At 66.6% G+C, this 25340-nt stretch carries 21 protein-coding genes and 1 pseudogene; 8 read left to right on the top strand and 14 right to left on the bottom strand.

The genetic code is table 11. The features are described 5' to 3' along the window. Window positions 1–50 precede the first annotated feature (50 nt). Entirely contained in the window at window positions 51–1076 is a 1026-nt protein-coding gene (nusA, locus tag MVA47_RS15290; protein ID WP_030163530.1) for a transcription termination factor NusA, read from the bottom strand. Next, the gene (gene rimP / locus MVA47_RS15285; protein WP_247208545.1) at window positions 1073–1669 is read right to left on the bottom strand and encodes a ribosome maturation factor RimP; all 597 of its coding nucleotides are present in this window, start codon (window positions 1667–1669) and stop codon (window positions 1073–1075) included. The genes nusA and rimP overlap by 4 nt, the downstream gene beginning before the upstream one ends. A gap of 256 nt (window positions 1670–1925) precedes the next feature. Between rimP and MVA47_RS15280 the strand changes: the two genes are divergently transcribed. Both MVA47_RS15280 and MVA47_RS15275 read left to right on the top strand, forming a co-directional pair. Further along, window positions 1926–2438 (top strand): hypothetical protein, encoded by a 513-nt coding sequence (locus MVA47_RS15280; RefSeq protein WP_247208544.1) that lies wholly within the window; start codon window positions 1926–1928, stop codon window positions 2436–2438. Window positions 2439–2440: 2 nt separating this feature from the next. Further along, window positions 2441–2869 carry a ferritin-like domain-containing protein gene (locus tag MVA47_RS15275; RefSeq protein ID WP_308280556.1) on the top strand — a complete coding sequence of 143 codons (429 nt, stop codon included), beginning with the start codon at window positions 2441–2443 and terminating at the stop codon, window positions 2867–2869. A 1-nt stretch (window position 2870) separates the two neighbouring features. Here the strand turns inward: MVA47_RS15275 and MVA47_RS15270 are convergent, their stop codons facing one another. Then, a complete protein-coding gene (locus tag MVA47_RS15270) occupies window positions 2871–4610 on the bottom strand; it encodes a proline--tRNA ligase (RefSeq protein WP_247208542.1) in 1740 nt (579 codons plus the stop codon). 73 nt (window positions 4611–4683) lie between these two features. On the opposite strand from MVA47_RS15270, the gene yaaA reads away from it, so the two are divergent. Beyond that, window positions 4684–5433 (top strand): peroxide stress protein YaaA, encoded by a 750-nt coding sequence (yaaA, locus tag MVA47_RS15265; RefSeq protein WP_247208541.1) that lies wholly within the window; start codon window positions 4684–4686, stop codon window positions 5431–5433. A 15-nt stretch (window positions 5434–5448) separates the two neighbouring features. Here yaaA and MVA47_RS15260 read toward each other — a convergent pair whose 3' ends face one another. The 7 genes from MVA47_RS15260 to mqo are packed head-to-tail and all read right to left on the bottom strand — an operon-like array spanning window position 5449 to window position 14387. Next, window positions 5449–6954 carry an MFS transporter gene (locus tag MVA47_RS15260; protein ID WP_374474206.1) on the bottom strand — a complete coding sequence of 502 codons (1506 nt, stop codon included), beginning with the start codon at window positions 6952–6954 and terminating at the stop codon, window positions 5449–5451. Window positions 6955–7002: 48 nt separating this feature from the next. Continuing rightward, window positions 7003–8274, bottom strand: coding sequence for a uroporphyrinogen-III C-methyltransferase (cobA, locus tag MVA47_RS15255; protein WP_023963905.1), 1272 nt, complete (start codon window positions 8272–8274; stop codon window positions 7003–7005). 60 nt (window positions 8275–8334) lie between these two features. After that, window positions 8335–9744, bottom strand: coding sequence for a cobyrinate a,c-diamide synthase (locus MVA47_RS15250; RefSeq protein ID WP_247208539.1), 1410 nt, complete (start codon window positions 9742–9744; stop codon window positions 8335–8337). Further along, on the bottom strand, window positions 9738–10352 hold the full coding sequence (gene cobO, locus MVA47_RS15245) for a cob(I)yrinic acid a,c-diamide adenosyltransferase (protein WP_031333727.1): 615 nt from the start codon (window positions 10350–10352) through the stop codon (window positions 9738–9740). The genes MVA47_RS15250 and cobO overlap by 7 nt, the downstream gene beginning before the upstream one ends. Window positions 10353–10410: 58 nt before the next feature. After that, the gene (locus MVA47_RS15240; RefSeq protein ID WP_374474400.1) at window positions 10411–12396 is read right to left on the bottom strand and encodes a VWA domain-containing protein; all 1986 of its coding nucleotides are present in this window, start codon (window positions 12394–12396) and stop codon (window positions 10411–10413) included. Continuing rightward, window positions 12362–12820: a GNAT family N-acetyltransferase gene (locus MVA47_RS15235; protein ID WP_023963909.1), complete on the bottom strand. Its 459-nt coding sequence runs from the start codon at window positions 12818–12820 to the stop codon at window positions 12362–12364. Before MVA47_RS15235 ends, MVA47_RS15240 begins: the two co-directional genes overlap by 35 nt. Before the next feature lie 13 nt (window positions 12821–12833). Continuing rightward, entirely contained in the window at window positions 12834–14387 is a 1554-nt protein-coding gene (gene mqo / locus MVA47_RS15230; protein WP_308280555.1) for a malate dehydrogenase (quinone), read from the bottom strand. Between the two features lie 137 nt (window positions 14388–14524). Here mqo and MVA47_RS15225 point away from each other — a divergent pair, with 137 nt between their 5' ends. Together MVA47_RS15225 and mtr are read left to right on the top strand one after the other, a co-directional pair. Continuing rightward, window positions 14525–15559 carry an alpha/beta hydrolase gene (locus MVA47_RS15225; RefSeq protein ID WP_247208538.1) on the top strand — a complete coding sequence of 345 codons (1035 nt, stop codon included), beginning with the start codon at window positions 14525–14527 and terminating at the stop codon, window positions 15557–15559. Beyond that, complete coding sequence (mtr, locus tag MVA47_RS15220; RefSeq protein ID WP_247208537.1) at window positions 15552–16976, top strand: mycothione reductase; 1425 nt, start codon at window positions 15552–15554, stop codon at window positions 16974–16976. The genes MVA47_RS15225 and mtr overlap by 8 nt, the downstream gene beginning before the upstream one ends. Before the next feature lie 38 nt (window positions 16977–17014). Here mtr and MVA47_RS15215 read toward each other — a convergent pair whose 3' ends face one another. From MVA47_RS15215 to map, 3 genes are read right to left on the bottom strand one after another with little or no spacing between them, the layout of a single operon-like run. After that, window positions 17015–17836, bottom strand: a complete 822-nt coding sequence (locus MVA47_RS15215) for an alpha/beta fold hydrolase (protein ID WP_247208536.1) — start codon at window positions 17834–17836, stop codon at window positions 17015–17017. A 35-nt stretch (window positions 17837–17871) separates the two neighbouring features. Next, window positions 17872–19389 carry a cobyric acid synthase gene (locus MVA47_RS15210; protein WP_247208535.1) on the bottom strand — a complete coding sequence of 506 codons (1518 nt, stop codon included), beginning with the start codon at window positions 19387–19389 and terminating at the stop codon, window positions 17872–17874. Window positions 19390–19415: 26 nt separating this feature from the next. Continuing rightward, window positions 19416–20279, bottom strand: coding sequence for a type I methionyl aminopeptidase (map, locus tag MVA47_RS15205; protein WP_247208534.1), 864 nt, complete (start codon window positions 20277–20279; stop codon window positions 19416–19418). Window positions 20280–20374: 95 nt separating this feature from the next. On the opposite strand from map, the gene MVA47_RS15200 reads away from it, so the two are divergent. The 3 genes and pseudogenes from MVA47_RS15200 to MVA47_RS15190 form a co-directional block, all read left to right on the top strand. Further along, window positions 20375–21424 (top strand): hemin ABC transporter substrate-binding protein, encoded by a 1050-nt coding sequence (locus MVA47_RS15200; protein WP_247208533.1) that lies wholly within the window; start codon window positions 20375–20377, stop codon window positions 21422–21424. Window positions 21425–21504: 80 nt separating this feature from the next. Continuing rightward, entirely contained in the window at window positions 21505–22503 is a 999-nt protein-coding gene (locus tag MVA47_RS15195) for an iron ABC transporter permease (protein WP_247210810.1), read from the top strand. Further along, window positions 22500–23267, top strand: a pseudogene (locus MVA47_RS15190) (heme ABC transporter ATP-binding protein); the annotation flags it as partial. The gene MVA47_RS15195 and the pseudogene MVA47_RS15190, both read left to right, overlap by 4 nt. A gap of 207 nt (window positions 23268–23474) precedes the next feature. Here MVA47_RS15190 and MVA47_RS15185 read toward each other — a convergent pair. Further along, entirely contained in the window at window positions 23475–25289 is a 1815-nt protein-coding gene (locus MVA47_RS15185; protein WP_247208532.1) for a penicillin-binding transpeptidase domain-containing protein, read from the bottom strand. Between the last annotated feature and the right edge of the window lie 51 nt (window positions 25290–25340).

Here is a 25340-nt window from a genome sequence, read left to right as displayed (position 1 = left end):
CGTCCTGGGCGCTGCAGATGCCAATGCCACCCTTTCCGGCGAGTTTTCGGTCAGCTCGCACCCGCCGCCGACTCGACATGGTCGGGATCGGGCTGGGCGTCACTACGGATGTCGATACGCCACCCGGTGAGCCTCGCCGCGAGCCGGGCATTCTGCCCTTCCTTGCCGATGGCCAGCGACAACTGGTAGTCGGGAACCACGACCCGCGCCGCCTTGGCAGCCAGATCGACCACCGTGACCGAGATGACCTTCGACGGCGAGAGCGCGTTACCGACGAACACCGCGGGATCGGTGTCGTAGTCGATGATGTCGATCTTCTCTCCGGCCAGTTCACTCATCACGTTGCGGACCCGCTGCCCCATCGGCCCGATGCAGGCGCCCTTGGCGTTGAGCCCGGCGACCCCGGTGTGCACTGCGATCTTCGATCGATGCCCGGCCTCGCGGGCCACGGCGACGATCTCCACCGACCCGTCTTCGATCTCCGGGACCTCGAGCGAGAAGAGTTTGCGGACCAGGTTCGGATGGGTTCGCGACAGCGTGATCTGGAGTCCACGCGCTCCGCGGGTGACGCCCACCACGTAGCACTTAATCCGCTCGCCGTGCACGTACTTCTCTCCCGGCACCTGTTCCGCCGGCGGCAGCACACCTTCTTGTCCCGTTGCCTCGCTGCCGATCCGCACGACCACCATGCCGCGTGCGTTCGCCCGGGCGTCCTGCTGGACCACGCCGCCGACGATCTCGCCCTCGTGGGTGGAGAACTCGCCGAAGTTCTTGTCGTGCTCGGCATCTCGGAGACGCTGCAGGATGACCTGCCGTGCGGTGGTCGCCGCGATCCGCCCGAATCCCTCTGGTGTGTCGTCCCATTCGGAGATGACGTTGCCGTCCTCGTCACGTTCCTGCGCCATCACCCGCACCTGACCCGACTTGCGGTCCACGTCGATGTACGCGTGGGGCGCGAATCCGTCGGTGTGGCGGTACGCGGTCAGCAGAGCCGACTGGATGGTCTCGATGACGGTGTCGATCGAGATGCCCTTCTCGGCCTCGATCATTCTCAACGCTGCGATATCGATATTCATTTGTTCCCTTTCCGTCTTGCCTCGATCTGTTCGGGATCGAGGCCGCACTTCTCTAGTTCCGCAGGGGACGGTTCACCGAAGTCCACCTGTACGAACGCCTTGCGTACCGCCGCCAGCTCGATCTCCCGGGTGGTCAGTCCCCGGCCGGACTTGATGACCACCGACACGCTGTTCTCGTCATCGGCCAGTCGCCCCACCCGCCCGGCGACCCGCTCGGGTGGCTCGCCGACGAGGTCGACGACAACTTTGCGGCCGGCGGCGCGTCGCCAATGACGCGCTGCCGTGAGCGGGCGGTCCACGCCCGGTGAAGTCACTTCCAACACATAGGTGTCGAATGCGGCAACCGGGTCGGCCGATGTCCTGTCGCCGACGGAGTCGCCGGATTCGACCGGAGCGTCGAGCACTTCGGAGATGGATCTGCTCAGGGCGGCCAGTTCGTCGAGTGTGGCGCCACCATCGCGGTCGACGACCACCTTGACCACGTTCTCCGCACCGGAGGCGGACACCGTCAGTTCCTCGACGTCGTAGCCGTTCTGAGCGGCGATCGGCTCGAGCAGTGCGCTGATCCGGTCCTGGTCGATTGCCCCGGGCATCGGCGTCTCCTCCATGTGCAGTTGTCGGTTTCCAGCATGTCGAGCGGTCGATGGTCGACCGCATGCCTCGCATCGGCGATGCGGCGTGTGGCCATCAGCTTAACGCCCCGCGGACACCGTTTCGCCCACCTGCTCGGTCGGCAGGGCACGCGACCCACCGCGAACCGGCAGAGTCTTCCCTTGCCGAGCGCGACTGGCACTATGTGAACCTGTGACGGTCAGTGACGTACGAAACTCGATGGACCTGGTGAGGTCCGTGGAAACCTCGGACTCCACCAGCTGGAGTCCTACGCGACGGATTTTCCTGCGATCGACGCTTGTGTTGTCGGCGGGTGCGGCCGCGGTCGCGACGGTGGCTGCGTGCGGTGACAGCGCGGAGGTCACCGCGAAACAAAAGCTCGCCGACCAACTACTCCCCCAGGTAGCCTCGGCGAACGCCGATGCAACTGCCGCGACGGCAGCGGTGGCGACCAATCCCGACCGGGCGGCCGCACTGACGGTGATCGCTCAGGAGCGCAGCACGCATGCACGGGCGCTGACCGACGAGATCACCCGTCTCGACAGCGGACGCGCGGCCAGCGCATCGAGTTCCGCGGCGCCGAGTCCGAGTCCACCGGCCCCACCGACGATCGATCAGTTGCGTGTACAGCTCACCGCCTCCGCCCGGTCGGCCGGTGACCTGGCGGTGCAGACCCAGGGGTATGTCGCCGGGCTCCTCGGGTCGATCAGCGCCGGCACCACAACGGCTGTGGCGGTGCAACTGTCGTGACCGTGACCACCGACGCCCTCGCTGCGACCCTTGATGCGGAGAACGCGACTATCTTCACCTACGGGGTGGTCGCGGCGTACGCGGCCACGGCCCGCGCACAGACCATCGCCGAGTTCACCGCCGAACATCGATCACGTCGAGAAGAGTTGACCGCGGCTCTCACCACCGCCGCGGCCGAGGTGCCGGAGGCAGCACCCGGCTACGATCTACCGCAGCCGATCACCGACCCGGTTTCTGCCCTCACCGTCGCGCTGTCCACCGAAGAGGACTGCACGATCGCTTACCGGGCCCTGCTGGAACGCGCCGAGGACGCCGCCGCACGCGGCCTGGCGCTGGGCGGATTGACCGACAGCGCCCGTCGGGCGGCGACATGGCGTCTGGCGCTGCGGATCTCGCCGTCGACCGTCGCGTTGCCCGGCAGCACGATCTGAGTCAGCGGCCCGCAAGCAACGTCTCGACCGCCACGTCGGAAGCGACCTCGGTGGCCTCTCCGGTGAAGCGATCCCGGATCTCCACCGTGCCGTTCGCCCAACCTCGGCCGACCACCACCACCACGGGCATGCCCAGCAGTTCGGCGTCCTTGAACTTCACTCCGGGTGAGGCCTTTCGGTCGTCGATCAACACGGACATACCGGCTGCGTCGAGGTCGGCGGCCAGGCTCTGCGCCCCGGCCCACGCCTGCTCGTCCTTGTTCGCGATCACGAGGTGGATGTCGAAGGGCGCCACGGACTTCGGCCACCGTAGACCCTTCTCGTCGTGGTGTTGCTCGGCGATCACGGCGACCATCCGGGACACGCCGACCCCGTAGGAACCCTGGATGAGCCGGACGGGCTTGCCGTTCTCGCCGAGGACGTCCACATCGAATGCGTCGGTGTACTTGGTACCCAGCTGGAAGATGTGGCCGATCTCGATCCCCCGGGCGGTCACCAGCGTGCCAAGGCCATCGGGCGACGGATCCCCGTCGCGCACCTCGGCGGCTTCGATCGTGCCATCGGGCACGAAGTCCCGCCCGACCACCAGGTCCACCACATGCTTGCCCGGCTCGTTCGCGCCGGTGATCCACGCGGTGCCGTCGACGATCCTGGGGTCGACCAGGTAGCGCACACCGTTGTCCTGCAAGGCCTTCGGGCCGATGTAACCGCGGACCAGAAACGGGTTGGCCGCAAAGTCGGCGTCTGTGATGAGTTCGGGCACAGCAGGTTCCACAGCTGCTTCGAGCCGCTTCATGTCGACTTCGCGATCCCCCGGCACACCCACCGCGAGCAATTCGGTCGTGCCGTCGGGTCGGCGCAGCTTCACGACCACGTTCTTGAGCGTGTCCGCCGCAGTGAAGCCGCGATCAGGGAAGGTCTCCCGGGCCCACGCCACGAGTGTGTCGATGGTGGGGGTGTTGCCGGTGTCGTGCACGGTCGCCTCGGGCAGGCCCTCGATGGCGCGCGCCGGCGGTGCCGGGGTGATGACCGCCTCGACGTTGGCCGCATACCCGGATTCGGGGCTGCGGACATAGGTGTCCTCGCCCACCTCGCTCTCGGCGAGGAACTCCTCGGACGCGCTGCCCCCCATCGCGCCCGAGGTGGCGGCCACGATGACGTACTTGACCTGGAGCCTGCGGAAGATCGCCTGATACGCCTCTCGGTGGGCGTCGTAGGACGCCTTCGATCCGTCGGTGTCCAGGTCGAAGGAATACGAGTCCTTCATGATGAACTCGCGGCCGCGCAGGATGCCCGCACGCGGGCGTTCCTCGTCGCGATACTTGGTCTGGATCTGGTACAGCGTGACCGGGAGGTCTTTGTAGGACGAGTACTCCCCCTTCACCAGCTGCGCGAACAGCTCCTCGTGTGTCGGTCCGAGCAGCATGTCGGCGCCCTTACGATCCTTGAGCCGGAAGAGGGCATCGCCGTATTCGGTCCAGCGGCCGGTGACCTCATACGGGTCGCGCGGGAGCAGCGCGGGCAGAGAGATCTCCTGGCCTCCGATGTTGTCCATCTCTTCGCGCACCACGGTCTCCACCTTGCGCAACACCTTCAGGCCCAGGGGCAGCCAGCTGTACACGCCTGGGGCGACCCGACGGACGTAACCGCCGCGGACCAGCAGCCGGTGGCTGGGTACCTCGGCGTCGGCTGGGTCGTCGCGCAGCGTGCGCAGGAACAGGGTCGACATGCGTGTGATCACGGTGTCACCTTAACGGGGTCTGGACGCCTTCCCGGCGGTGCCCGGTCACGGCTGAGCCGTCGGCGATACGGTGTTGCACTGTGCTGATCGTCTTACCCCCTCGGAGACCAAGGCCGGAGGCGGCCGCGGCGCTCCACTGGACCTGGACGCGTTGTCGTTGCCCACCCTGACGCCCATCCGCCGCAAGCTGGCCGAGGCCATCGTGTCCCTCGCCGACGACCACGACGCGAGCCGGAAGGCTCTGGGCCTGGGGGCGTCGGCAACGCCCGAGATCGAGCGGAACGCCCAGCTGTGGACGAGTCCGACACGACCGGCGATCGAGCGTTACACCGGTGTGTTGTTCGACGCACTCGACTACCCGTCGCTGACCCGGGCAGGCAAGAACAAGGCAATCGACCGTCTGGCTGTCGGCTCGGCACTGTTCGGCGTCGCGCGCGCGGGCGACCTGATCCCGGCGTACCGACTGTCCGCGGGGTCGAAGATTCCCGGGTTCAGAACGCTGGCAGCCGAATGGAAACCCGCGCTCCCCGAGGCACTGGCAGCTCTGGGCGAGGACGTGGTCATCGACCTGCGGTCGGGTGGTTACCAGCAACTGGGTCCGGTCCCCGACGCCATCACGGTGACCGTGCTGACCGAGGGCACTGACGGCACACGCACCGTGGTCAGCCACTTCAACAAACACCACAAGGGTGTGGTGGCCCGCTCGCTGATCCGGTCTCGCAAACAGGTACGCGACATCAACTCGCTGGCCGCAATCGTCGCCGACGGGGGTCAGCGAGCCGAGGTGGCCTCTGAACGGGAGCTGATCGTCTTCACCGACTGAGCGGTGGGCACAGGGTCAGGCAGTCAGTTCGTTGGGGTCGATGTCGGTGTGAGCGGCCTCCTGAGCCGCTTGCCCCTCTGCGACGTCCTCGGGGGTGAAACGCATGAACATCACCACCACACCGGCAAGGACGGCGATCGCGGCGCAACAGACGAACGCCAGGCCATAACCGCTTGCGAGCGCATCGAGCTGGCCTGCGTCCATCTCTTCCACCGGCCCGGTCACCCCGCCCTCGGACAATGTCCGCGAGGTCACCATCGCCCCGACCGCAACCAGGGCAATCGCTCCACCGAGGTTCTGGGCCACCTGCGCGAGCGCGGTCAGCGGTCCGATCTCGGTGGGCCCGACTCCGGCGACCACAGACAGCGTCAGCGGGATCACCGCCATGCCCACGCCGGCGCCGATCACGACCACCGGAATGAAGATGTGCGGCATGTAGGCGGGAGCATCGCGGGCGATCGCGGCAGCGTAGGCGCAACCCGCGACCACCACCGAACCGCCGGCGATCACCAACCATCGCGGCTGAAAACGCAATGCCAGTTTGGATGCGACGGCCGCCGCGATCCCGAGACCGAACGCGAACGGAACCACGGCCATGCCGCTCTGGATCGGTGAGTACTTGAGAATGCCCTGCAGGTACAGCGAGATGAAGACCGCCATGCACATGATGATGGCGCCCGCCAGCAGGATCGCGACCAGCGCTGCGACGCGGCTGTGGTTGGCGAACAGACTGAACGGGAGGATGGGGTTGTCGGCATGGCGCTCGACCATCACAAAAGCGATCAGCGCACAGATCCCCACGATGAGCGGGACCACGACGATCGGACGTAACCAGCCCCCGGGTCCTTCGTTCACCGCCAGCACCACTAGGGAACAGCCGGCGGTGCCGAGTACGGCACCCCGGACGTCGAGCGGCAGTCGCTCACCCTGTGACTCCTTGAGGACAAAGATGGCGCCGATCGCGACCAGCAGACCGATCGGGACGTTGATCAGGAACACCAGTCGCCAGGACAGTTCGGTGAGCACGCCTCCAGCGATCAGACCTGCAACCGAACCGATCCCGGTCATCGCGGCGTAGACCGCAAATGCCTGGTTGCGGGGCTTGCCCGGCGCGAATGTGGTTGCCACCAGGGCCATTGCGGTGGGCGCGGCCACCGCCGCCGAAGCGCCTTGCAGCCCGCGCCCGATGATCAGGCTGAGCGGATCCCAGGCGAGTCCACAGAGCAGAGAGGTGACGGTGAAGGCCGCCACACCCCCGACGAACATCCTCTTGCGTCCGAAGGTGTCGCCGAGCCTTCCGCCGAGCAGCATCAGACCGCCGAACGCAAGCACGTACGCGGTGATGATCCACGCTCCGGCGCTGTCGGAGAGCTCCAACGCTGTCTGTATGCGGGGCAGAGCCAGGGCGGCCACCGTGCCGTCGAGCACCACGAGCAGCTGCATACCGCCCAGCACGACGATCTGCGGACCCCACACGCGGGTCTGTCCGACGTCAGCAGACATGCGTGTCGATGAGGTCATGGGCATCGACGGTACCGCCGCCTGGTCGCCATTTCACAATCAAGCTTGTCACGGTCCGGTCGCGGGAGTCCCGGTGCTGCCGGTTTCCGCGTCGAACCCGGCGACCGGACCGATCACCACGATCGCGGGCGGGCGAACGTTCTGCGAGCGTGCGTCCGCGGCCGCCGCAGCAAGCGTCGAGCGCACGACCCGCTGGCTGCTGAGTGTGGCGTTCTCGATGATCGCGACGGGCGTCGCCTCATCCCGGCCACCTTTCAGCAGCGCCGCGGTGAACACGTCGAGTCGCTCGACGGCCATCATCAGCACGATGGTGCCGCGCATCTTCGCCAGCGCAGGCCATTCGACGAGGGAGTCGGGATGATCGGGCGGGATGTGCCCGGAGACCACCACCACCTCGTGGGTCATCCCCCGGTGCGTCACCGGGATGCCGGCGGCCGACGGACCGGCGATGGCGCTGGTGATCCCGGGGACCACCGTCACCGGCACACCCGCGGCCACACATGCCGCGAGTTCTTCGAATCCCCGGCCGTAGACGTACGGATCCCCGCCCTTGAAGCGGACCACGAACTTGCCCGCCTTGGCGCGGTCGATGAGGACCTCGTTGATCGACTCCTGCTTCATCGCCCGTCCATAGGGGACCTTCGCGGCATCGATGATCTCCACGTGCGGGCCCAGCTCGGCGAGCAGCGCCGGCGGCGCGAGGCGATCGGCGACGACCACATCGGCAGCGGCGAGCAACCGCCGACCACGCACCGTGATCAGATCCGGGTCACCCGGACCACCTCCGACGAGCGCGACGCCGGGTGGCTGTGAACCGTGCGCAGCAGCCTCCAGACCGGCAGCGCCCAACTCGCCGCCGCCCAGCGCCTGACCGATCGCGGTCCGGACCGCGGCAGACCGTCGATGGTCTCCACCGGCCAGCACACCGATGCTCAGGTGGTCGTGCCGCAACGATGCAGGGGTCACGGCGGTACCGTGCCGCGCATCGTCGGCGCGAACACAGAAGATGCGCCGTGATTCGGCCTCGGCCACCACCGCGGCGTTGACCTCGGGATCGTCGGTGCACGCGAGCGCGTACCAGGCATCTGCGAGATCGCCGTCGCGGTATTCCCTCAGCGACAACGTGATGCCCGGGAACGATTCGACGGTCGGGGTCGCCTCGGGGGCGATGACGTGGATGTCCGCACCGCTGTGGGCGAGGGTGCCCAATCGTCTCTGCACCACCGAACCCGCACCGATGATCACCACCCGACGTCCGGACAAACTGAGCCCCACCAGGTAGTGATCGGCCTGCTGGCCTTCGAGTTCCTTGTCCGACATGCGATAAACCGTACCCAGCGCACTTCGTGTGCACGGTCGGCACCTAGGGCGTCGGGCTCGTCAGTACTGCGAAACGCTGTCGAACGCGGTTCTCGCCGCCCGCACCAGGCGCGCGACGACCTCCGGCCGGCCTGCCGGATGAGTGTGCAGATACGACGCGTGCACATTGCCCTGTACCCAACCCTCGATGTGGGCCACCCCATCGCGCCGCCACCCCCAGGCGCTCGGCTTGGAGCCGTCGAGAGCCGTGATCGTGGTGCGGTGGAACTCGTGCCCCCGCATCCGGGAACCGGCATCGAACAGCACCGAATCCGTCAGGGCGACGGCGTCCCGGTAGCCGAGTGTCAGTGTCTTACCGAAGGTTCCGCGCAACGGGAGCACTCCGGCCATCACATGATCATCGAGGCTTTGGGCCAGGTACAGCAGTCCCGCGCATTCGGCGTGGATGGGAATGCCGGAATGTGCGACTGTGCGGAGCTGGGTCAGCAGCCGCCGGTTGGCGGCAAGCGCGGCGGCATGTTCCTCGGGGAATCCGCCACCGATGACCACACCGGAACACCCATCGGGTAACAGGTCGGTGAGGGGGTCGAACGGCACCACCGAGGCGCCGGCGGCGGTGAGGAGTTCGGAGTGTTCGGCGTACCCGAATGTGAAGGCCGCACCGGACGCCAGCGCGATGACCGGCCTGCTGTCGGCCGCCACAGATTCGTCGACCCCGACCTCCAGTTCCGGCGACCACATCGGGCCGACGGCACCCGCACCGATGTCGGCGGCGGCGACCAGGGCGGCCAGATCAACTGCGCCGCCGATCAGTTCGGTCATGGCGTCGATCGCGGCGACTGCTTCGGGCCCACGTTCGGCAGCGGGTATCAAGCCCAGGTGGCGCGAGGGCACGGCCATCTTCGCGTTGCGGGGAACGGCGCCGAACACCTCGAGCCCGGCGCGGGCACAGGCCTGGCGAAGCACGAATTCGTGACGGGGGGAACCCACCCGGTTGAGGATCACACCCCGGATGTCGATGCCGGGATCGAAGCTGACGAACCCGTGCAGGATCGCGGCGAGGCTCTGACTGTGTCCCGATGCGTCGATCACCAGCACCACCGGCGCACCGAGCAGAGACGCGACCTGAGCGGTGGATCCGGGCGCGATCGCCGGCATGTGGTCTTCGGTGATGCGGCCGTCGAACAACCCCATGACGCCTTCGACGACGGCGATGTCGCAGCCGGCGGATCCGGCTCGATACAGCGGACCGATGCGGTCCTCGCCGACGAGCACGGGGTCGAGATTGCGGCCCGGCCGGCCCGCCGCCAGTCCGTGGTAGCCGGGGTCGATGTAGTCGGGGCCGACCTTGAAGGGCGCCACCCGGTGCCCGGCCCGGGCCAGAGCTCCGATCAAACCCGTTGTGACAGTGGTCTTACCACTCCCGGATGCCGGAGCGGCGATGACGAGTGCCGGTGGAGCCGTCACCATTCGATCCCCTTCTGACCCTTGCGACCGGCATCCATCGGGTGTCGGGTCTTGACCATCTCCGTGACGAGGTCGGCGGCGTCGACCAGCGCGGCCGGAGCGCGACGACCGGTGATCACCACGTGCTGCTTGCCTTCCCGGGACCTCAGCACCTCGATGACGTCGTCGACGTCCACCCACCCCCAGTTGAGTGGATAGGTGAACTCGTCGAGGACATAGAACTCGTGGGTCCTCTCGAGGATGCGGCGCCGGATCTCGAGCCACCCCTGAGCAGCCTGCTCGGCGTGGTCTGATTCCTTGCCCGAGTGGCGGATCCACGACCAGCCCTCGCCCATCTTGTGCCACTGCACCGGACCACCCTGGCCTGTCTGGGCGTGGAGTTCACCGAGCGCGGTCAGTGCGGACTCTTCGCCGACTTTCCACTTGGCACTCTTGACGAACTGGAACACGCCGATGTCGAGGCCGGCATTCCAGGCACGCATGGCCATCCCGAATGCTGCCGTGGACTTGCCCTTGCCGTCACCGGTGTGAACAGCCAGCACCGGCAGGTTACGGCGCGCCCGGGTGGTCAGACCGTCGTCGGGGATGACCGATGGAACTCCCTGTGGCACAGCTCTTCCTCTCTCGGTGTGGTGGTCTGTGAGTGTCTCGGCGTCTACACATCCGTGCTCAAGCAGCCGCGCGGATGACGCCGGCGACACCACCGGCGGTGAGGTCGGCGAGTTGCACGCACTGACCACCGAGGCCGTGGGCGAGCGTTGCCGCAAGCCCGAGACGGATCATGCCTTGTTCACAGTCGATCACGATGGATGTGGTCCCGTCGCGACGGAGCCGGTCGGCCGCCGCGGCGGCCCTGGGCAAGGCGCCCGCACCGGCTGTCGCCCGGCCATCGGTCAGCACCACCACCAGTGGGCGTCGATGGGGCTCTTTGAATGCGTTCCGGCGGATCACCTCGCGGGCCGTGAGCAGGCCTTCGGCCAGTGGCGTTCGTCCGCCCGTGCGCAGACCGGTCAGCCTCCGTACCGCGGCGTCCACCGACCGGGTCGGTGGAACCGCGACCTCTGCGCCGTCACCACGCACCGTCACCACGGCGACACGATCACGTCGCTGGTACGAATCGCGCAGCATGGACACCACTGCGCCAGACACTGCGTCCAGGCGCTTTCGTGCCGCCATCGATCCCGACAGGTCGAGGACAAAGACCACCAAGTTGCCTTCTTTGCCGCGGCGCAGCGCACCCCGGACGTCTTGCGGTAGTACCTGCAATCGCGTGGTGCCCCGCTCGAGGTGGCCTTCCGCAGCGGCCAGAACCGTGCCGATCAGGTGCACGCCACTTCCGCCTTCGGTGACCGCTCGAACTGCCTGCCCCCGTAGGCTCAGCGATTGCGAACGTCGACCCGGCTCCCCGGCGCCAACACCCACAGCACTGATCGGCTTGACCTTGCCGGACGCGCGGGTCGGCGAGAATCCGCCACTCGGCGGCGTCGCTCCCCCACCCTTCGGGCCGTCCGGACCGGGGTCGTCGGGGTCAGGGTCGGTGCCCGCCGGATCGCCGGGAGGCGGTGACTCGGATTCTGGTCCGGGCGCTTGCTCTTCCGAGTTCTGACTGTCCGGCTCGTGTGACTGCTCGTCCGCCTTCTGCAGGGCGTCGTCGAGTTGGTCCTCGGTGAGACCGGGCTCATCAAAGGGGTCGCGGCGACGTCGGTGCGGCAACGCGAGTTCCACCGCACGCCGGACGTCGATGTCCTCGACAAGGTCGGATCCACGCCATGCGGCGTGCGCCCGGGCCGCACGGGCGACCACGAGATCACCGCGCAGACCGTCCACCTGGAGCTCCATGCAGATCGCCGCGATGCGCCGAAGTTGGGCCGGCGGCAGCCGTACCGATCCGAGCACCGAGCGTGCCCGCGCGATGGCCGCGGCGACCTCGGCGTCCTGGTCGGTGAACTGTGCCGCGAAACCTGCCGGGTCGTCTTCATACGCAAGTCGGCGTTCCATCACCTGGACGCGCGTCGCGACCTCCTGCGGTGCGGCGACATCCACCGCCAGACCGAATCGATCCAGCAGCTGCGGGCGGAGCTCACCCTCTTCTGGGTTCATCGTCCCCACGAGGACAAAACGGGCCGCTTGCGTGTGCGAGACGCCGTCACGCTCGATGACCACCCGGCCCGTCGCCGCTGCGTCCAGCAGCACGTCGACGAGGTGGTCGGCGAGCAGGTTGACCTCGTCGATGTAGAGCACTCCCCCATCGGCGTTCGCCAACAGCCCTGGCGTGAAAGCCTTTTCACCCTCGGACAGAATTTTCTGCAGGTCGAGTGAACCGACCACCCGATCCTCGGTGGCACCGATCGGCAATTCCACCACCGATGCCCCGGTGTCGTCGCGAGCAGGCAGCAGCGGACCGAGCGCCCTCACCACGGTGGTCTTGGCCGTGCCCTTTTCGCCCCGGATCAGCACGCCGCCGATCGACGGCGCGATGGCGGCGAGGATGAGCGCCAGCTTGAGCTGTTCTTGTCCGACAACAGCACTGAACGGAAAGGGGAGGTCCAGCCCGGCATTGCTGTCGTGCCCAGGGCCCCCGCCTGAGGCTGCCTCTCGGGAGAGCGGATCCTTCACACGGTCAGCGATGTCCGCCGCCACGAACCATCGGCACATGTGGGACACCGTCGAGCAGATGCTCCTCGCCGTCGACGACGAATCCGTGCTTGGCGTACATGTCGATGAGGTAGGTCTGCGCATGGATGCGGCAGAGATCCGAACCGACGTCTGCCAGAGCCGTCTGCAGCAGCCGGGTTGTGTGGCCCTGACCTCGGTGCGCGCGGTCGGTGCACAGGCGGCCGATCCGGTAGGACTTGCCGCCTTCGTGCTCTTCGAGCAGTCGCAAGGTGCTGATGATCTCACCGTCTTCTTCGAGCCACAGATGCCTCGTGTCCGGATCGAGGTCACGCCCGTCGAGGTCGAGATACGGGCACGACTGCTCGACGACGAACACCTCCACTCGCAGCTGCAGGATCTTGTAGAGGGTCGACATCTCGATGTCTTGGGCCCAACTGCGGTGCAGGCTCGCGGTGGCGGTCATATGCAAGTGCCTATCACACGGTGCTCGGTGTCGCCAGATGAGCGCCACGCTCATTCGGCGTCGTCTCGACCGTGTTCTGCAGTCCGAGAACCTTGGACGTGTGGTCCCAGATCTGCTCGAAGAGACGGGGGTTGTCGTTCAGTTTGTGGCCCAGCGAAGGGATCATGTCGGACAGCTGCGGCTGCCACGCCTCGTAGTGCTTCGGGAAGCAACGCTGCAAGACATCGAGCATCGCCGGGACGGCGGTGGAGGCACCGGGCGACGCGCCCAGCAAGCCTGCGATGCTGCCGTCCTCGGCCGCGATGACCGCGGTCCCGAACTCGAGCACACCGCCGCGACCCTGCTTGCGGATGACCTGCACTCGCTGGCCGGCGACGATGAGTTCCCAGTCTTCGCCCTGCGCCCTCGGCACGAACTCGGACAACGTCTCGACCCGATCCGCCGGTCCGGCGGCGAGCTCGCTGATCAGGTACTTCAGCAAGCCGAACTCCTTCGGCGCGATCGACATCATCGGCAGGAGGTTGCCTGGTTTGATCGAGGCGGGCAGATCGGTGATCTTGCCCTCCTTGAGGAACTTGGGCGACCACCCGGCATACGGTCCGAAGAGCAGTCCTGCCTTGCCGTTGATCACGCGGGTGTCGAGGTGGGGCACCGACATCGGTGGCGCACCGACAGCTGCCTTGCCGTACACCTTCGCGCCGTGGTCGTCGATCAGATCGGGGTTGGTGCAGCGGAAGAAAGCGCCGCTCACGGGGAAGCCGCCGAATCCCTTGGCTTCCTTGATTCCCGACTTCTGCAGCAGATGCAGGGCGCCGCCGCCCGCACCGATGAAGACGAAACCTGCTTTGACCGTGCTGGTTTCCTTGGTCCGGAGGTTCTTGACCTTCAGGATCCAGGTGCCGTCGGATTGCTTCTTCAGGTTGGTGACCGCGTGCCCGAAGTTCACCGTGCCGGCGTGGCCGATGTAGCCGAGCAACTGCTGGGTGAGAGCGCCGAAGTCGACGTCGGTTCCGCCGTCGAACCAGTTGAGGGCTACCGGATCCGCGAAATCGCGACCTGCCGACATCAGCGGCAGACGCTTGGTGAACTCCACGGGGTCGGTGATGTACTCCATCCCCTTGAACAGGGTCTCGCCCGCCAGCTTGTCGTACCGCTTACGCAGGTAGTCGATGTTCGATTCACCGTGCACGAAGCTCACGTGCGGGATCGGGTTGATGAACTCCTCGGGGCGCCGCAGCACACCCGCTTCAACCGAGTTCGCCCAGAATTGGCGCGAGACCTGGAACTGCTCGTTGATGTGCAGTGCCTTGGTGATGTCGACGTCGCCGTCAGCTGTCTGCGGCGTGTAATTCAATTCACAGAGCGCGGAGTGCCCGGTACCGGCGTTGTTCCACGGATCGCTGCTCTCGGCGGCCGCCGCGTCGAGGCGCTCGAACACACTGATCGACCAGTCCGGCTGCAGCCGGTGGATCAACGCGCCCAGCGTGGCGCTCATGATTCCTGCGCCCACCAGCACGATGTCGGTTGTGATGACTCCGCCGTCGCGCGGGTTTGCTGACTCAGACACTCCGGCTCAACTTCCTGATTCGGCGAACTTTCGGATGTGTTCCATTGTCTCTCATGCGGGTGCGGTCATTGCAACGCGGTCGGCAGTTGCCTCGGGCACACTCCCCGTGGCCGCGCGCACATCTACAGTGAACGATTGTGGCCCCTTCCCGCTGGCAGCCCGATGTACTCGGCCCCGACTTCTCGGCATCGACCTTCGACCTCGGCATCGACCCCGACGGTGAAGGTGAGATAACCGCCACCCTCGTCCGCCACGAGCCGCCCGGTCCAGTGACCGGTGCGGTGCTGTACGTCCACGGCTTCACCGACTACTTCTTCCAACGACCGCTCGCCGAGTTCTTCGCTCAGCGCGGGTACGCCTTCTACGCGTTGGATCTGCGCAAGTGCGGACGTTCGCAGCGACCGGGGCAGACCCCTCATCACATCACCGACCTGGCCGCCTACGACTTCGAGCTCGACCTCGCCGTCGCGGAGATCAACGCCGGCACCGACGGGGCTCCGCTCCTGGTGGCCGCGCACTCCACCGGCGGCCTGATCACCGCGCTGTGGCTTGATCGGCTGCGAGCACTCGACAGGCCGCGGGAGCTTGATCCCCTGGTTTCGGCCCGCCCACGCGGGCTGGTGTTGAACTCGCCCTGGTTCGACCTGCAAGGCGCTCCGATCCTGCGCACGGCCGGGACCGCGCTGATCAACGGCGTCGCCCGGGTACGCCCCTTGGCCGCCATACCCCGTAACATCTCCGGCGCCTACGGCGAGAGTCTGCACCACAGCGTGCACGGCGAGTGGGAGTACGACCTCAATTACAAACCCCTACAGGGTTATCCGGTCACGTTCGGCTTCCTCAGCGCAGTACGCCAGGGACAGGCCAGATTGCACCACGGACTCGACATCGGCGTTCCCTCGCTGGTGCTGCACTCGACCGAGACGACCCTCAGCGGGCCCGGGGCCAACGGCAGTGTCGCAGACATCGACTCGGCAGACGGAGTCCTCGACGTGCGTCAGATCGCCAAGTGGTCGGGTTGCCTCGGTGGCCGGGTGAGCGTCGTCCCCGTCGAAGGAGCACGCCACGACGTCTTCCTGTCGCGCACCGGGGTGCGCGACACCGCCTACTCCGAACTCGACCACTGGCTTTCGAGCAACAACGACCGGATACGAGGTGTCATCCATGGCTGAATCGACAACGACCAGCGGCCATCCACACGTGCACGAGGTGGACCTGGCGATCATCGGTTCGGGAACCGGCAACTCGATCCCCGACGAGAGGTTCGCCGATCAGGAGATCGCCATGTTCGAGGAGGGCATCTACGGCGGAACCTGCCTGAATGTCGGCTGCATCCCCACGAAGATGTTCGTGTACGCCGCGGAGATCGCCCAGACCATTCGGGAGGGCGAACGTCTCGGCGTCACGGGCTCGGTGGAGAAGGTCGACTGGCCGGGCATCGTCGACCGCGTCTTCGGGCGGATCGATCCGATCTCGGCGGGCGGTAAACGCTACCGCGTCGAGGACTGCACCAACATCACCGTTTACACCAGTCATGTGGAGTTCGACGGGGTCACCGACGACGGCCGGTATCGGCTGCGTACCGCTGCCGGAGACCAGGTCGTCGCCACCAAGGTGGTGCTGGCCGCCGGATCGAGGCCGGCCATCCCGGACGTGGTCGCCGCGAGCGGCATCAACTTCCACACCAACGAAGACGTGATGCGTCTACCCGAGCTCCCCAGGCATCTGATCATCATCGGCAGCGGCTACATCGCGGCCGAGTTCGCCCACGTGTTCGGCGCATTGGGTTCGAAGGTGTCGATCATCGCCCGCAGCAACGCTCTCCTGCGAGCGCAGGACGCCGACATCTCCCGCAGGTTCACCGAAATCGCGTCGGCCGCATGGGATGTGCACTTCGAGTCCGCGATCCACAGTGTCGAGCAGGAGGATTCCGGCGACGTCCGGGTGCAGCTCGCCGACGACACCGTCATCACCGGAGATGCCCTCTTGGTCGCTGTCGGCCGGATCCCCAACGGCGACAGGCTGGCGCTGGACACGATCGGCGTCGACATCGACTCCGAGGGCCGCGTCTGCCGAGACGCCTACGGGCGCACCGCAGCCCGGAACGTGTGGGCAGTGGGCGACGTCACCTCGAAGTACCAGCTCAAGCACGTGGCCAATCACGAAGGTCGGGTGGTGCAGGCCAACCTCCTGCGCGATTGGGACGGCACCGAACTCGAATCCTTCGACCACCGGTTCGTACCGGCTGCAGTGTTCACCCACCCGCAGATCGCGTCGGTCGGATTGACCGAGGACGAGGCAGTGCAGACCGGCCTCGACATCACCGTCAAGGTGCAGAACTACGGCGATGTGGCGTACGGCTGGGCGATGGAGGACCTCACCGGTCTGTGCAAGGTGATCGCCGAGAAAGGCACCGGGCGCATCCTGGGCGCACACATCATCGGCCCGCAGGCGCCGTCGGTCATCCAACCCGTCATCCAGGCCATGTCGTTCGGTCTGGACGTCAAGAACATGGCCCGCGGTCAGTACTGGATCCACCCCGCCATGCCGGAAGTCCTCGAGAACGCGCTCCTCGGCCTCGAGGTCTGAGGAGACCGGACCTGAGCCGCGTCACCGGACGGGGAAGATCACCATACGGCTGAACGCAACGCGACCTCGCTCGCGAGCGCGGCCGCCGCATTCTGCGGCACCCAGTGATCGACGCCCTCTAGGGCAGCGAATCGGTAGTCGGAGTAGACGTATCGTCCACTCCCCTCTGCTTGCTCGCGCCCCAGCGCGAAATCCTGGTCGCCCCAGAGCATCGTCGTGGGGGCTTCGATCGGCGGGCACGACAGGTGCGCCTTGATGTCGCCGGTGAAGTTCGCGCGGTACCAGTTCAGCGCCGCTGTCAGTGCCGGACGCTCGGTCAGGGGCAGCACGCTGTCGTCGGGAACCAGCTCTCGCAGCATCCTCGCGCCGTCGGCGAGCATGGTGTCCTCTGCGTCGGGCTTGACGAAGTCGAGGATGTACGACGACCGCTCGCGCTGATCGCTCGCGGCCAGCGACGTCGAGATCGCCGATGGGTGACCCACGCTGACCGCGACGAGTCCGGTCACCCGATCCGGATGGTGTCCGGCCAGATGCCACGCCACGAGCGACCCGAAGTCGTGCCCCACCACCATCGTGTACCCGATGCCCAGAGCGTCGAGGATGCCGATGGCATCGGCGGCCAGGTGCCGCAGTTCGTAGGCTGCGACGTCGTCGGGCCGGGCTCCGGGACTGTAGCCGCGCTGATCCGGGACGATGGTGCGCAGGCCCGAATCGTGCAGCCGTCCGACGACGCCGTCGAAACAGGCTCCGGTGGTGGGAAATCCGTGCAGCAACAGCACTGACGGCGCCTTGTCCGGCCCACCGATCCTGACGTCGAACTGCAGGTCGCCCACGGTGAGGGTGCGGTGTTCGATACTCACCCGGTCAGCCTACGTGTCCGGGTACGACGATCGGGTCAACTCAGCGTGGCCGTGAGCGTCGGCAACCCCGGCTTCGGCCCGTTGGTGACCACGTCGGCAATGAACTCCATGTCGAGTTCGGCTTCCACCAGGTCGGCGATCAGATCGAGCTGCGACATCCTCGCCTCTTCGAACGACACCTCCCCTGCCACGAACCCGGAACGTCCGACGTGGTCGGCCACTCGGCGGAGATAGTCACGACGGAAATCGTCCGATGCCAGCAGCCCGTGCCAGTGGGTTCCCACAACAGCTCCACGCACACTTCCCTCGCCGCCCGCCTCCGCATCGATCAGCAGTGCGTCATCTCCGGAGGCGACCACCCGTCCGTGGTGTATCTCATACCCGGTCACCGGATTTCCCCATGCCGTGCCCTTCACCTGCCGGAGCACCTTGTGCTCGCCGAAGACAACGTCGAGGGCGAGGATCCCCAGGCCGGCGACTTCTCCCGCGTGACCTTCCACGTCGTCGGTGATCGATCTGCCCAGCATCTGATAGCCACCGCAGATCCCCAGGACGGGCCGTCCGGTTCTGGCGCGGGCGATCAACACCGAGTCGATTCCCCTGGCACGCAACCACTTCAGATCAGACACCGTTGCCTTGCTTCCGGGGATCACCACAAGATCGGCCACGGCAACGCTCGCCGGGTCGTCCACCCACCGCACGTCGACTCCCGGCTCGCACGCCAGCGCCTCGACGTCGGTGGAGTTGGATATCCGGGGCAGGCGTATCGCCGCCACCGACAACCGGTCCGTGCCCACAGCCGGAGCAGATCGCCCCACGGGGTGCCCGACCACGCTGGCAAGCGAGTCCTCGGCGTCGAGCCACAAACCCTCCGCGAAGGGGATCACGCCGATGGTCGGCCGCCCCGTGAGGGCGTGGAGTTGCTCGAGACCCGGCTCCAATATCGATCGGTCGCCGCGGAACTTGTTGACCACAAACCCTGCGATGCGCGCCTGGTCGGCCGCCCCGAGCGACGCCAGCGTTCCGAGCAGATGAGCCAGCACACCACCGCGATCGATGTCGCCGACCACGATCACCGGCAAATCGCCCATCTCGGCGAGACCCATATTGGCGATGTCGGACGCACGGAGATTGATTTCGGCGGGCGACCCCGCACCCTCACAGATCACGACATCGAAATCGTCGCGCAGTGAACGCAATTCGTCCCCCACGACGCCGGCCAGAGCAGCTCTGCGACTGTGGTAGTCCACCGCACCGACGAACCCGTCTGCCTGTCCACGGACCACAACCTGCGAGCGCCGGTCGCTACCGGGCTTGAGCAGAACCGGATTGAAACGCACCGACGGCGCCAGCCCGCAGGCCGCGGCCTGCATTGCCTGTGCTCGCCCGATCTCACCCCCGTCGAGCGTGACGACCGAGTTGTTCGACATGTTCTGCGCCTTGAACGGCGCCACCGACACACCCGAACGATGAAGCGCACGACACAGCCCGGCGACGATCAGACTCTTACCGGCGTCGGAACTGGTGCCCGCGACCAGCAGGGCGCCTTTCATCGACGAAGGTCCGGGTGCGCCACCGGTCAGGCGTCCGGCAGGGTCAAGATCTCCGCCCCGGTGTCGGTGACCACCAGGGTGTGCTCGAACTGCGCGGTCCATTTGCGGTCTGCCGTGGCGACGGTCCAGCCGTCGTCCCAGATCTCGTATTCGAGGGTGCCGAGATTGATCATCGGCTCGATGGTGAACACCATGCCCGGTTCGATCAGCGTCTCGACGTTGGGCTGGTCGTAATGCAGGATCACCAGACCGTTGTGGAACGTCTCCCCGATCCCGTGGCCGGTGAAGTCGCGGACCACGTTGTAGCCGAAGCGATTTGCGTACGATTCGATGACCCGCCCGATCACGTTCAGTTCCCGGCCCGGACGCACTGCCTTGATCGCCCTGTTCGTCGCCTCGCGGGTGCGGTCGACGAGATCGACCACATCTGGAGCGACGTCGCCGGCGAGGAAGGTGGCATTGGTGTCGCCGTGCACCCCGTCGATGTAGGCCGTGACGTCGATGTTGACGATGTCACCGTCCTCGATGACGGTCGAGTCCGGGATCCCGTGACAGATCACCTCGTTGAGCGAGGTGCAGCACGACTTGGGAAAACCCTTGTAGCCCAGCGTCGAAGGGTACGCGCCGTGGTCGATCATGTACGCGTGGGCGATCCGGTCCAGCTCATCCGTTGTGACCCCGGGGGCCACCGCCTTACCCGCCTCGGCCAGAGCGTTGGCCGCGATCTTGCTCGCGACCCGCATCTTCTCGATGGTCTCGGGTGTCTGAACCCACGGCTCCTGGCCTTCGTTCACCGTCGACTTCCACACGTACTCGGGGCGCGGGATGAACGACGGCACGGACAGGGTGGGCGAGATCTCGCCGGGGGTCAGGGCAGCACGAACAGGCATGTATCCAGCCTAGCCCGCGGCTGTCCCCCGCACGATCACAGCCGTATCGCCCTAAGTAAGGTAAGGCTCACACTGTGCTGGGATGGAGTGCGACGATGGTCAACAACCGGTCTTCCGGTAGAAGAACTGCGCCGGTCGCCGCGCTGATCATGATCGTCGGCGTGCTGATGGGAGCTTGTTCCACCGCGCCGATCACCGACTCGGCGAACAGTTCGACCGCGCAGGACGACATCTTGCGGTCCGGTCCGCAGACCGCCGCGCTCGAGGGCCCGGACGTCCAGCCGATTGCAGACAATGCCGTCCCGGTCTTGCCGGTGACCGTGGATTCGGTGGGCGGCGGACGGGTGACGGTCGCCGACGCGAGCCGCATCATCGCGATCGATCGCTCGGGCACCCTGGCGAACATCGTGTTCTCCCTCGGGCTGGGCGAACGAGTGGTCGCACGTGACCGGTCCACCGTCATCCCCGAAGCGGCGCAGCTTCCTCTGATCACCGACAGCGGGCACTCGGTCAACATCGAAGCGGTGTTGGCCGCCGATCCCAGCGTGGTGCTCATCGACGAGTCGGTGAATCCGCCGGGGAACATCGATCAACTGCGCGCTGCGGGGATCACGGTCGTGGTGTTCGGCAAGGACCGCACCATCGCCTCGACCGGTCCGCTCATCACTGCGGTCGCCGGAGCGCTGGGCGTGCCCGATCAGGGCCGCGCCCTCGCCGCCCGCACCGACGCGGAGATCGAGGCGGCACGAGCATCGGTGCCCGAGCAGGCGTATGGGTCGAAGATGGCGTTTCTGTACCTGCGTGGCGAGAGGTTCAAGCTCCTGGCAGGACCTGGCTCGGGTGCCGACGATATGATCGAGGCAATCGGAGGTGTCGATGCCGGAACCGCGGCCGGGTTGACCTCCTCGTTCACCACCGTCGACGCGGAGGCGATGATCAACGCCGATCCCGCGGTCATCCTGGTGATGACACAGGGAGCGGAATCGGTCGGCGGAATCGACAAGGTGCTGCAGTTGCCGGGCCTGGCCCAGACCGACGCGGGGCGCAATCGGCGTGTGGTGCAGATGGACCAGGCCGAGATCCTCACCTTCGGCCCCGACACCGGGCGGGTGCTCGCGGCACTGGCCGAAGCGATCTACGTGTGAAGGCACTTCGCGAGCAGATCCCGACCGTCGGCAGCGCCAAACGGGTTGTCCTCTCCCGCAATTCCCTCGTGATCGCCCTCATGCTGGCGCTGCTTGTCGTCTTGGTCGGGTGGTCGGCTGCCAGCGGCCAGGTGTATGTCCCGCCTGCCGAGGTGTTCGGCTCGGTGATGCATCACCTGGGCCTGGACATCGGGCCGATGCCGAGTTCCCCCAATGGGGAAGAAACCTTGTGGACCGTGCGGTTTCCCCGCATCGTGATGGGTCTGCTCGTCGGAGCGACGCTTGCCTGCGCAGGCTGTCTGCTCCAGGGCGTCCTGGCCAACCCACTCGCCGAGCCCGGTGTCATCGGGGTGTCGGCCGGGGCCGCGGTCGGCGCCTGCCTCGCCATCGTGTCGGGCGGGATCTGGGCGAGTGTGTGGGGGCTGGCCGGCGCCGCCTTCATCAGCGCACTGATCACAGTGGCCGTGGTCTACACCCTGTCGATGCGAGATGGATCGTCGTCGCCGATCATGTTGATACTCATCGGCATTGCCGTCAACGCGTTCGCCTCGGGCATCATTGCCTTCCTGACCTTCCTCGCGGACACCAACGACCGCGAACAGATCGTCTTCTGGCAGCTGGGGTCGCTCCAAGGTGTCGGCTGGCGTTCGGTGTGGGTGGTGCTGCCGCTGGCGACTGCGGCCATCGCCGTGAGCCTGCTGCTGGTCCGCAGGCTGGATCTGTTGTCGCTGGGCGAGATTCAGGCCGCCGCCCTGGGCGTCAGGGTGGAAACGGTTCGGCGCATTGCCATTCTGCTGGTCGCGGTGCTCACCGCTGCCGCCGTCGCATTCACCGGGATCGTGATGTTCGTCGGATTGGTTGTCCCCCACCTGATGCGGTTGATCGTCGGGCCGCGGCACGTGATCCTGCTTCCCGCCAGCGTCATCGGCGGGGCGATCGTCGTGTGCGCCGCCGATCTGGGCGCCCGGACACTGATGACCGGCGCCGACCTTCCGCTGGGGATGCTCACGTCCCTGATCGGTGGGCCTGTGTTCTTCCTGCTGCTGCGTCGCAGCCGTCACACCGGAGTCGGCTGGTGACGGAGTCGACACCCGGGCAGGCTCTCGTCGCACGCGACGTGCACGTCGCCATCGGTGGCCGTCCCATCGTGACCGACGTGGACCTCGAACTCGGCACGGGCGAGATCGTTGCATTGGTGGGCCCGAACGGCTGTGGGAAGTCGACACTGTTGTCGGGTCTTGCGGGTCTGCGTCGCCTCGCCGCGGGGTCGGTCACCGTGGCGGGCGCTGACCTCGGGTCACTGTCCCCCGTCGAGCTGGCGCGACGGCGGGCCTTGGTGACGCAGTCGCACCGTGAAGACAACCCATTCCTGGTGCACGAAGTGGTGGAGATGGGCCGTTTTCCCTGGTCCAGGACCGAACGGGCGGCGCAGTCCGCAGCAGTGGTGGAAGCGGCACTGACGCAATGCGATCTGCTGCAGGTGCGCAATCGCCCATTCAGCCAACTGTCCGGTGGGCAGCAGGCCCGGGTTGCGCTGGCTCGCGCACTGGCTCAGCAGACACCGATCTTGATGCTCGACGAACCGACCGCGGCCTTGGACATCCATCACCAGGAACGTCTGCTGACGATTCTGAGCGAACGGCGCCATGACGGCGGCGCGGTCCTGATCGTGGTGCACGATCTGTCGCTCGCGGCGGCGTATGCGGACCGGGTGCTGGTGATGAAGGGCGGCACGATGGTGGCCGCCGGGCCGACACGCGAGGTGATGACGGCCGCGCTGCTCAGCGAGGTGTACGAACATCCGGTGCTGACATGGACCCACCCGGACACCGGCCAGTTCCTCGTGGTCCCGGATCGAACTGCCCCGGATCGGGCCACCTCGGGTCGAACAAACGGATCGGCGGGGTACCCCCTCCAGTGCCCCGCCGATCCGACTAGGAATCTGACGAGAGCTTCTCAGGTTTGGTTCCATCCCGTGCCGGAATCGACAAAAAATATTGGCAGGATGTCTTTTACAAAGCTCACTACCGCCCCGACCAGCTTGAGCCGGTCACCGTGGCTGGAGTGCCGCCAAGAACTCGTGCGTGACGGCCACCGCGTTGTCCGAACTCCCGCCGAGCACCACCAACGTGGCCCAGGCCAGGTCACCGCGGTAGCCGGCAAACCAGGCGTGTGAACCCGCCGCGACCTCGGCTTCTCCGGTCTTACCGAACACCTCACCGAGATCCTGCATGCGCAACGCGGTGCCGGACGAGATCACCTCGCGCATCATCGGGCGCAACTTCGTGACCACGGCCGGGTCCATGTCCGGGTGAGGCCCGGAAATGGTGGTGTCCCGACCGACGATGAGCGACGGGATCGGCGTCGAACCGCGTGCCACCGTGGCCGCCACCATCGCCAGACCGAACGGGCTGGTCAGCACCTTGCCCTGGCCGAACCCGTCTTCCGTGCGCTGCACCAGTTCGGGTGCGATCGGGACCGACCCGCTCTCCGTCGGCAGGCCGACCACGTGATACTCGGGACCGATACCGAGAGATGCGGCCGTCCGCGTCAGATCAGAGGGACCCATCTCACTGGCCAGTTTGGCAAAGGTGGTGTTGCACGAGCGGGCGAAAGCGGTTTGCATCGGGACCGTGCCGAGACCGAAACCGTTGTAGTTCGGGACGCTGCGTTCGCCGATGGTGACCTCACTGGGGCACCCGACCATGGTCGATGGCTGGGCCAGCCCGGTGCTGATCGCAGCTGCGGAGGTGACCACCTTGAAGGTCGAGCCGGGCGGATAGAGGCCGATGGTCGCGATCTGGCCGTCCCGGTCGGCCAGCTCATTCTGGGCGATCGCAAGAATGCGCCCGGTGGACGGCTGAATGGCGACCATGGCCACCTGGAAATCTGTGCGTTGGTCCACCGCGCGCTGCGCCGCTTCCTGCACTTCGCGGGACAAGCTGATCTGCACCGACGGAGCAGGGGCAGGGGCGGTCTCGGCCAGCACATCGGCATCGAGTCCGTTCGGGTTGACCGACACCACGCGCCAGCCGGCTTTGCCCACGAGATCCTTGGACACTTCTTTCTTCACCTGGGTGAGCAGCGCCGGAGCGAACTTCGGATCAGAGGGGACAAGATCTGCCTGGTCGACCGTCGACACCCCGGGCAGACCTGCGAGCTGGTCGCGGACCTGGTCGAAATCACGCTGACCCAGCGTGATCACCGAATACTCGCCACCCAGTCCGGTCGCCTGCTCGGCGATGGCCTGCGCGGACATCGGAGCAAACCGACCTAGAACAGTCGCCAGTGCCGTCGCGGTGGACACGACCGCGCCGGAATCGGCGGCCACCGCGGCATCGAACCGGACGTCGTAGACAGTGCCGGGAACCAGCACATTGGTGCCGTCGCTCTCGCGGACCGCTGCACGCTGGGCCTCGAGCGTGCGCAGTTGCATCGTCTGATTCCCACCGAGTTTCGGATGGACGTTCGACGGCACCCAGCGAACCTGCCAGCCAGCGTCACCGCGGGACATCTGCACGGTCGCCCGGTACTCCCAGGTGCGCCCGCCCGGCAGTTCCCACGTGTAGTCGGTTGCGACCGTGGCCGTGTCCCCGGTGACCTTCACCTGCCCTGTGTCGGCCGACATCTCGGTGGCGGACAGGCCGTTCCAGGTCGCGTCGATTGCAGACGTCGCAGACACGGGATCGTCGGTCAGGGCTCCGGCGCGGCTGCCGTCGTGATCGGCAAAAGCATTCAGGAATCGTTGCGCTGCAGCGCCCGGTCCGTTGTCATCACCGGCACAACCTGCCGACGCGACCCCGATGACCACCACGAGGGCGATCCCGAGGAGTCGAACGGGCCACAGGTGTATTGATCGGGTCATCACCGGTCATCGTATTTGCGCGCGGCACTGCAACCCGGTTGCCACGCAGGC

The sequence above is a fragment of the Williamsia sp. DF01-3 genome (assembly GCF_023051145.1).
GTDB lineage: Bacteria > Actinomycetota > Actinomycetes > Mycobacteriales > Mycobacteriaceae > Williamsia.
The sequence above is the reverse complement of the archived record's forward strand: the minus strand, read 5'-3'. Positions and strand labels throughout refer to the sequence as shown.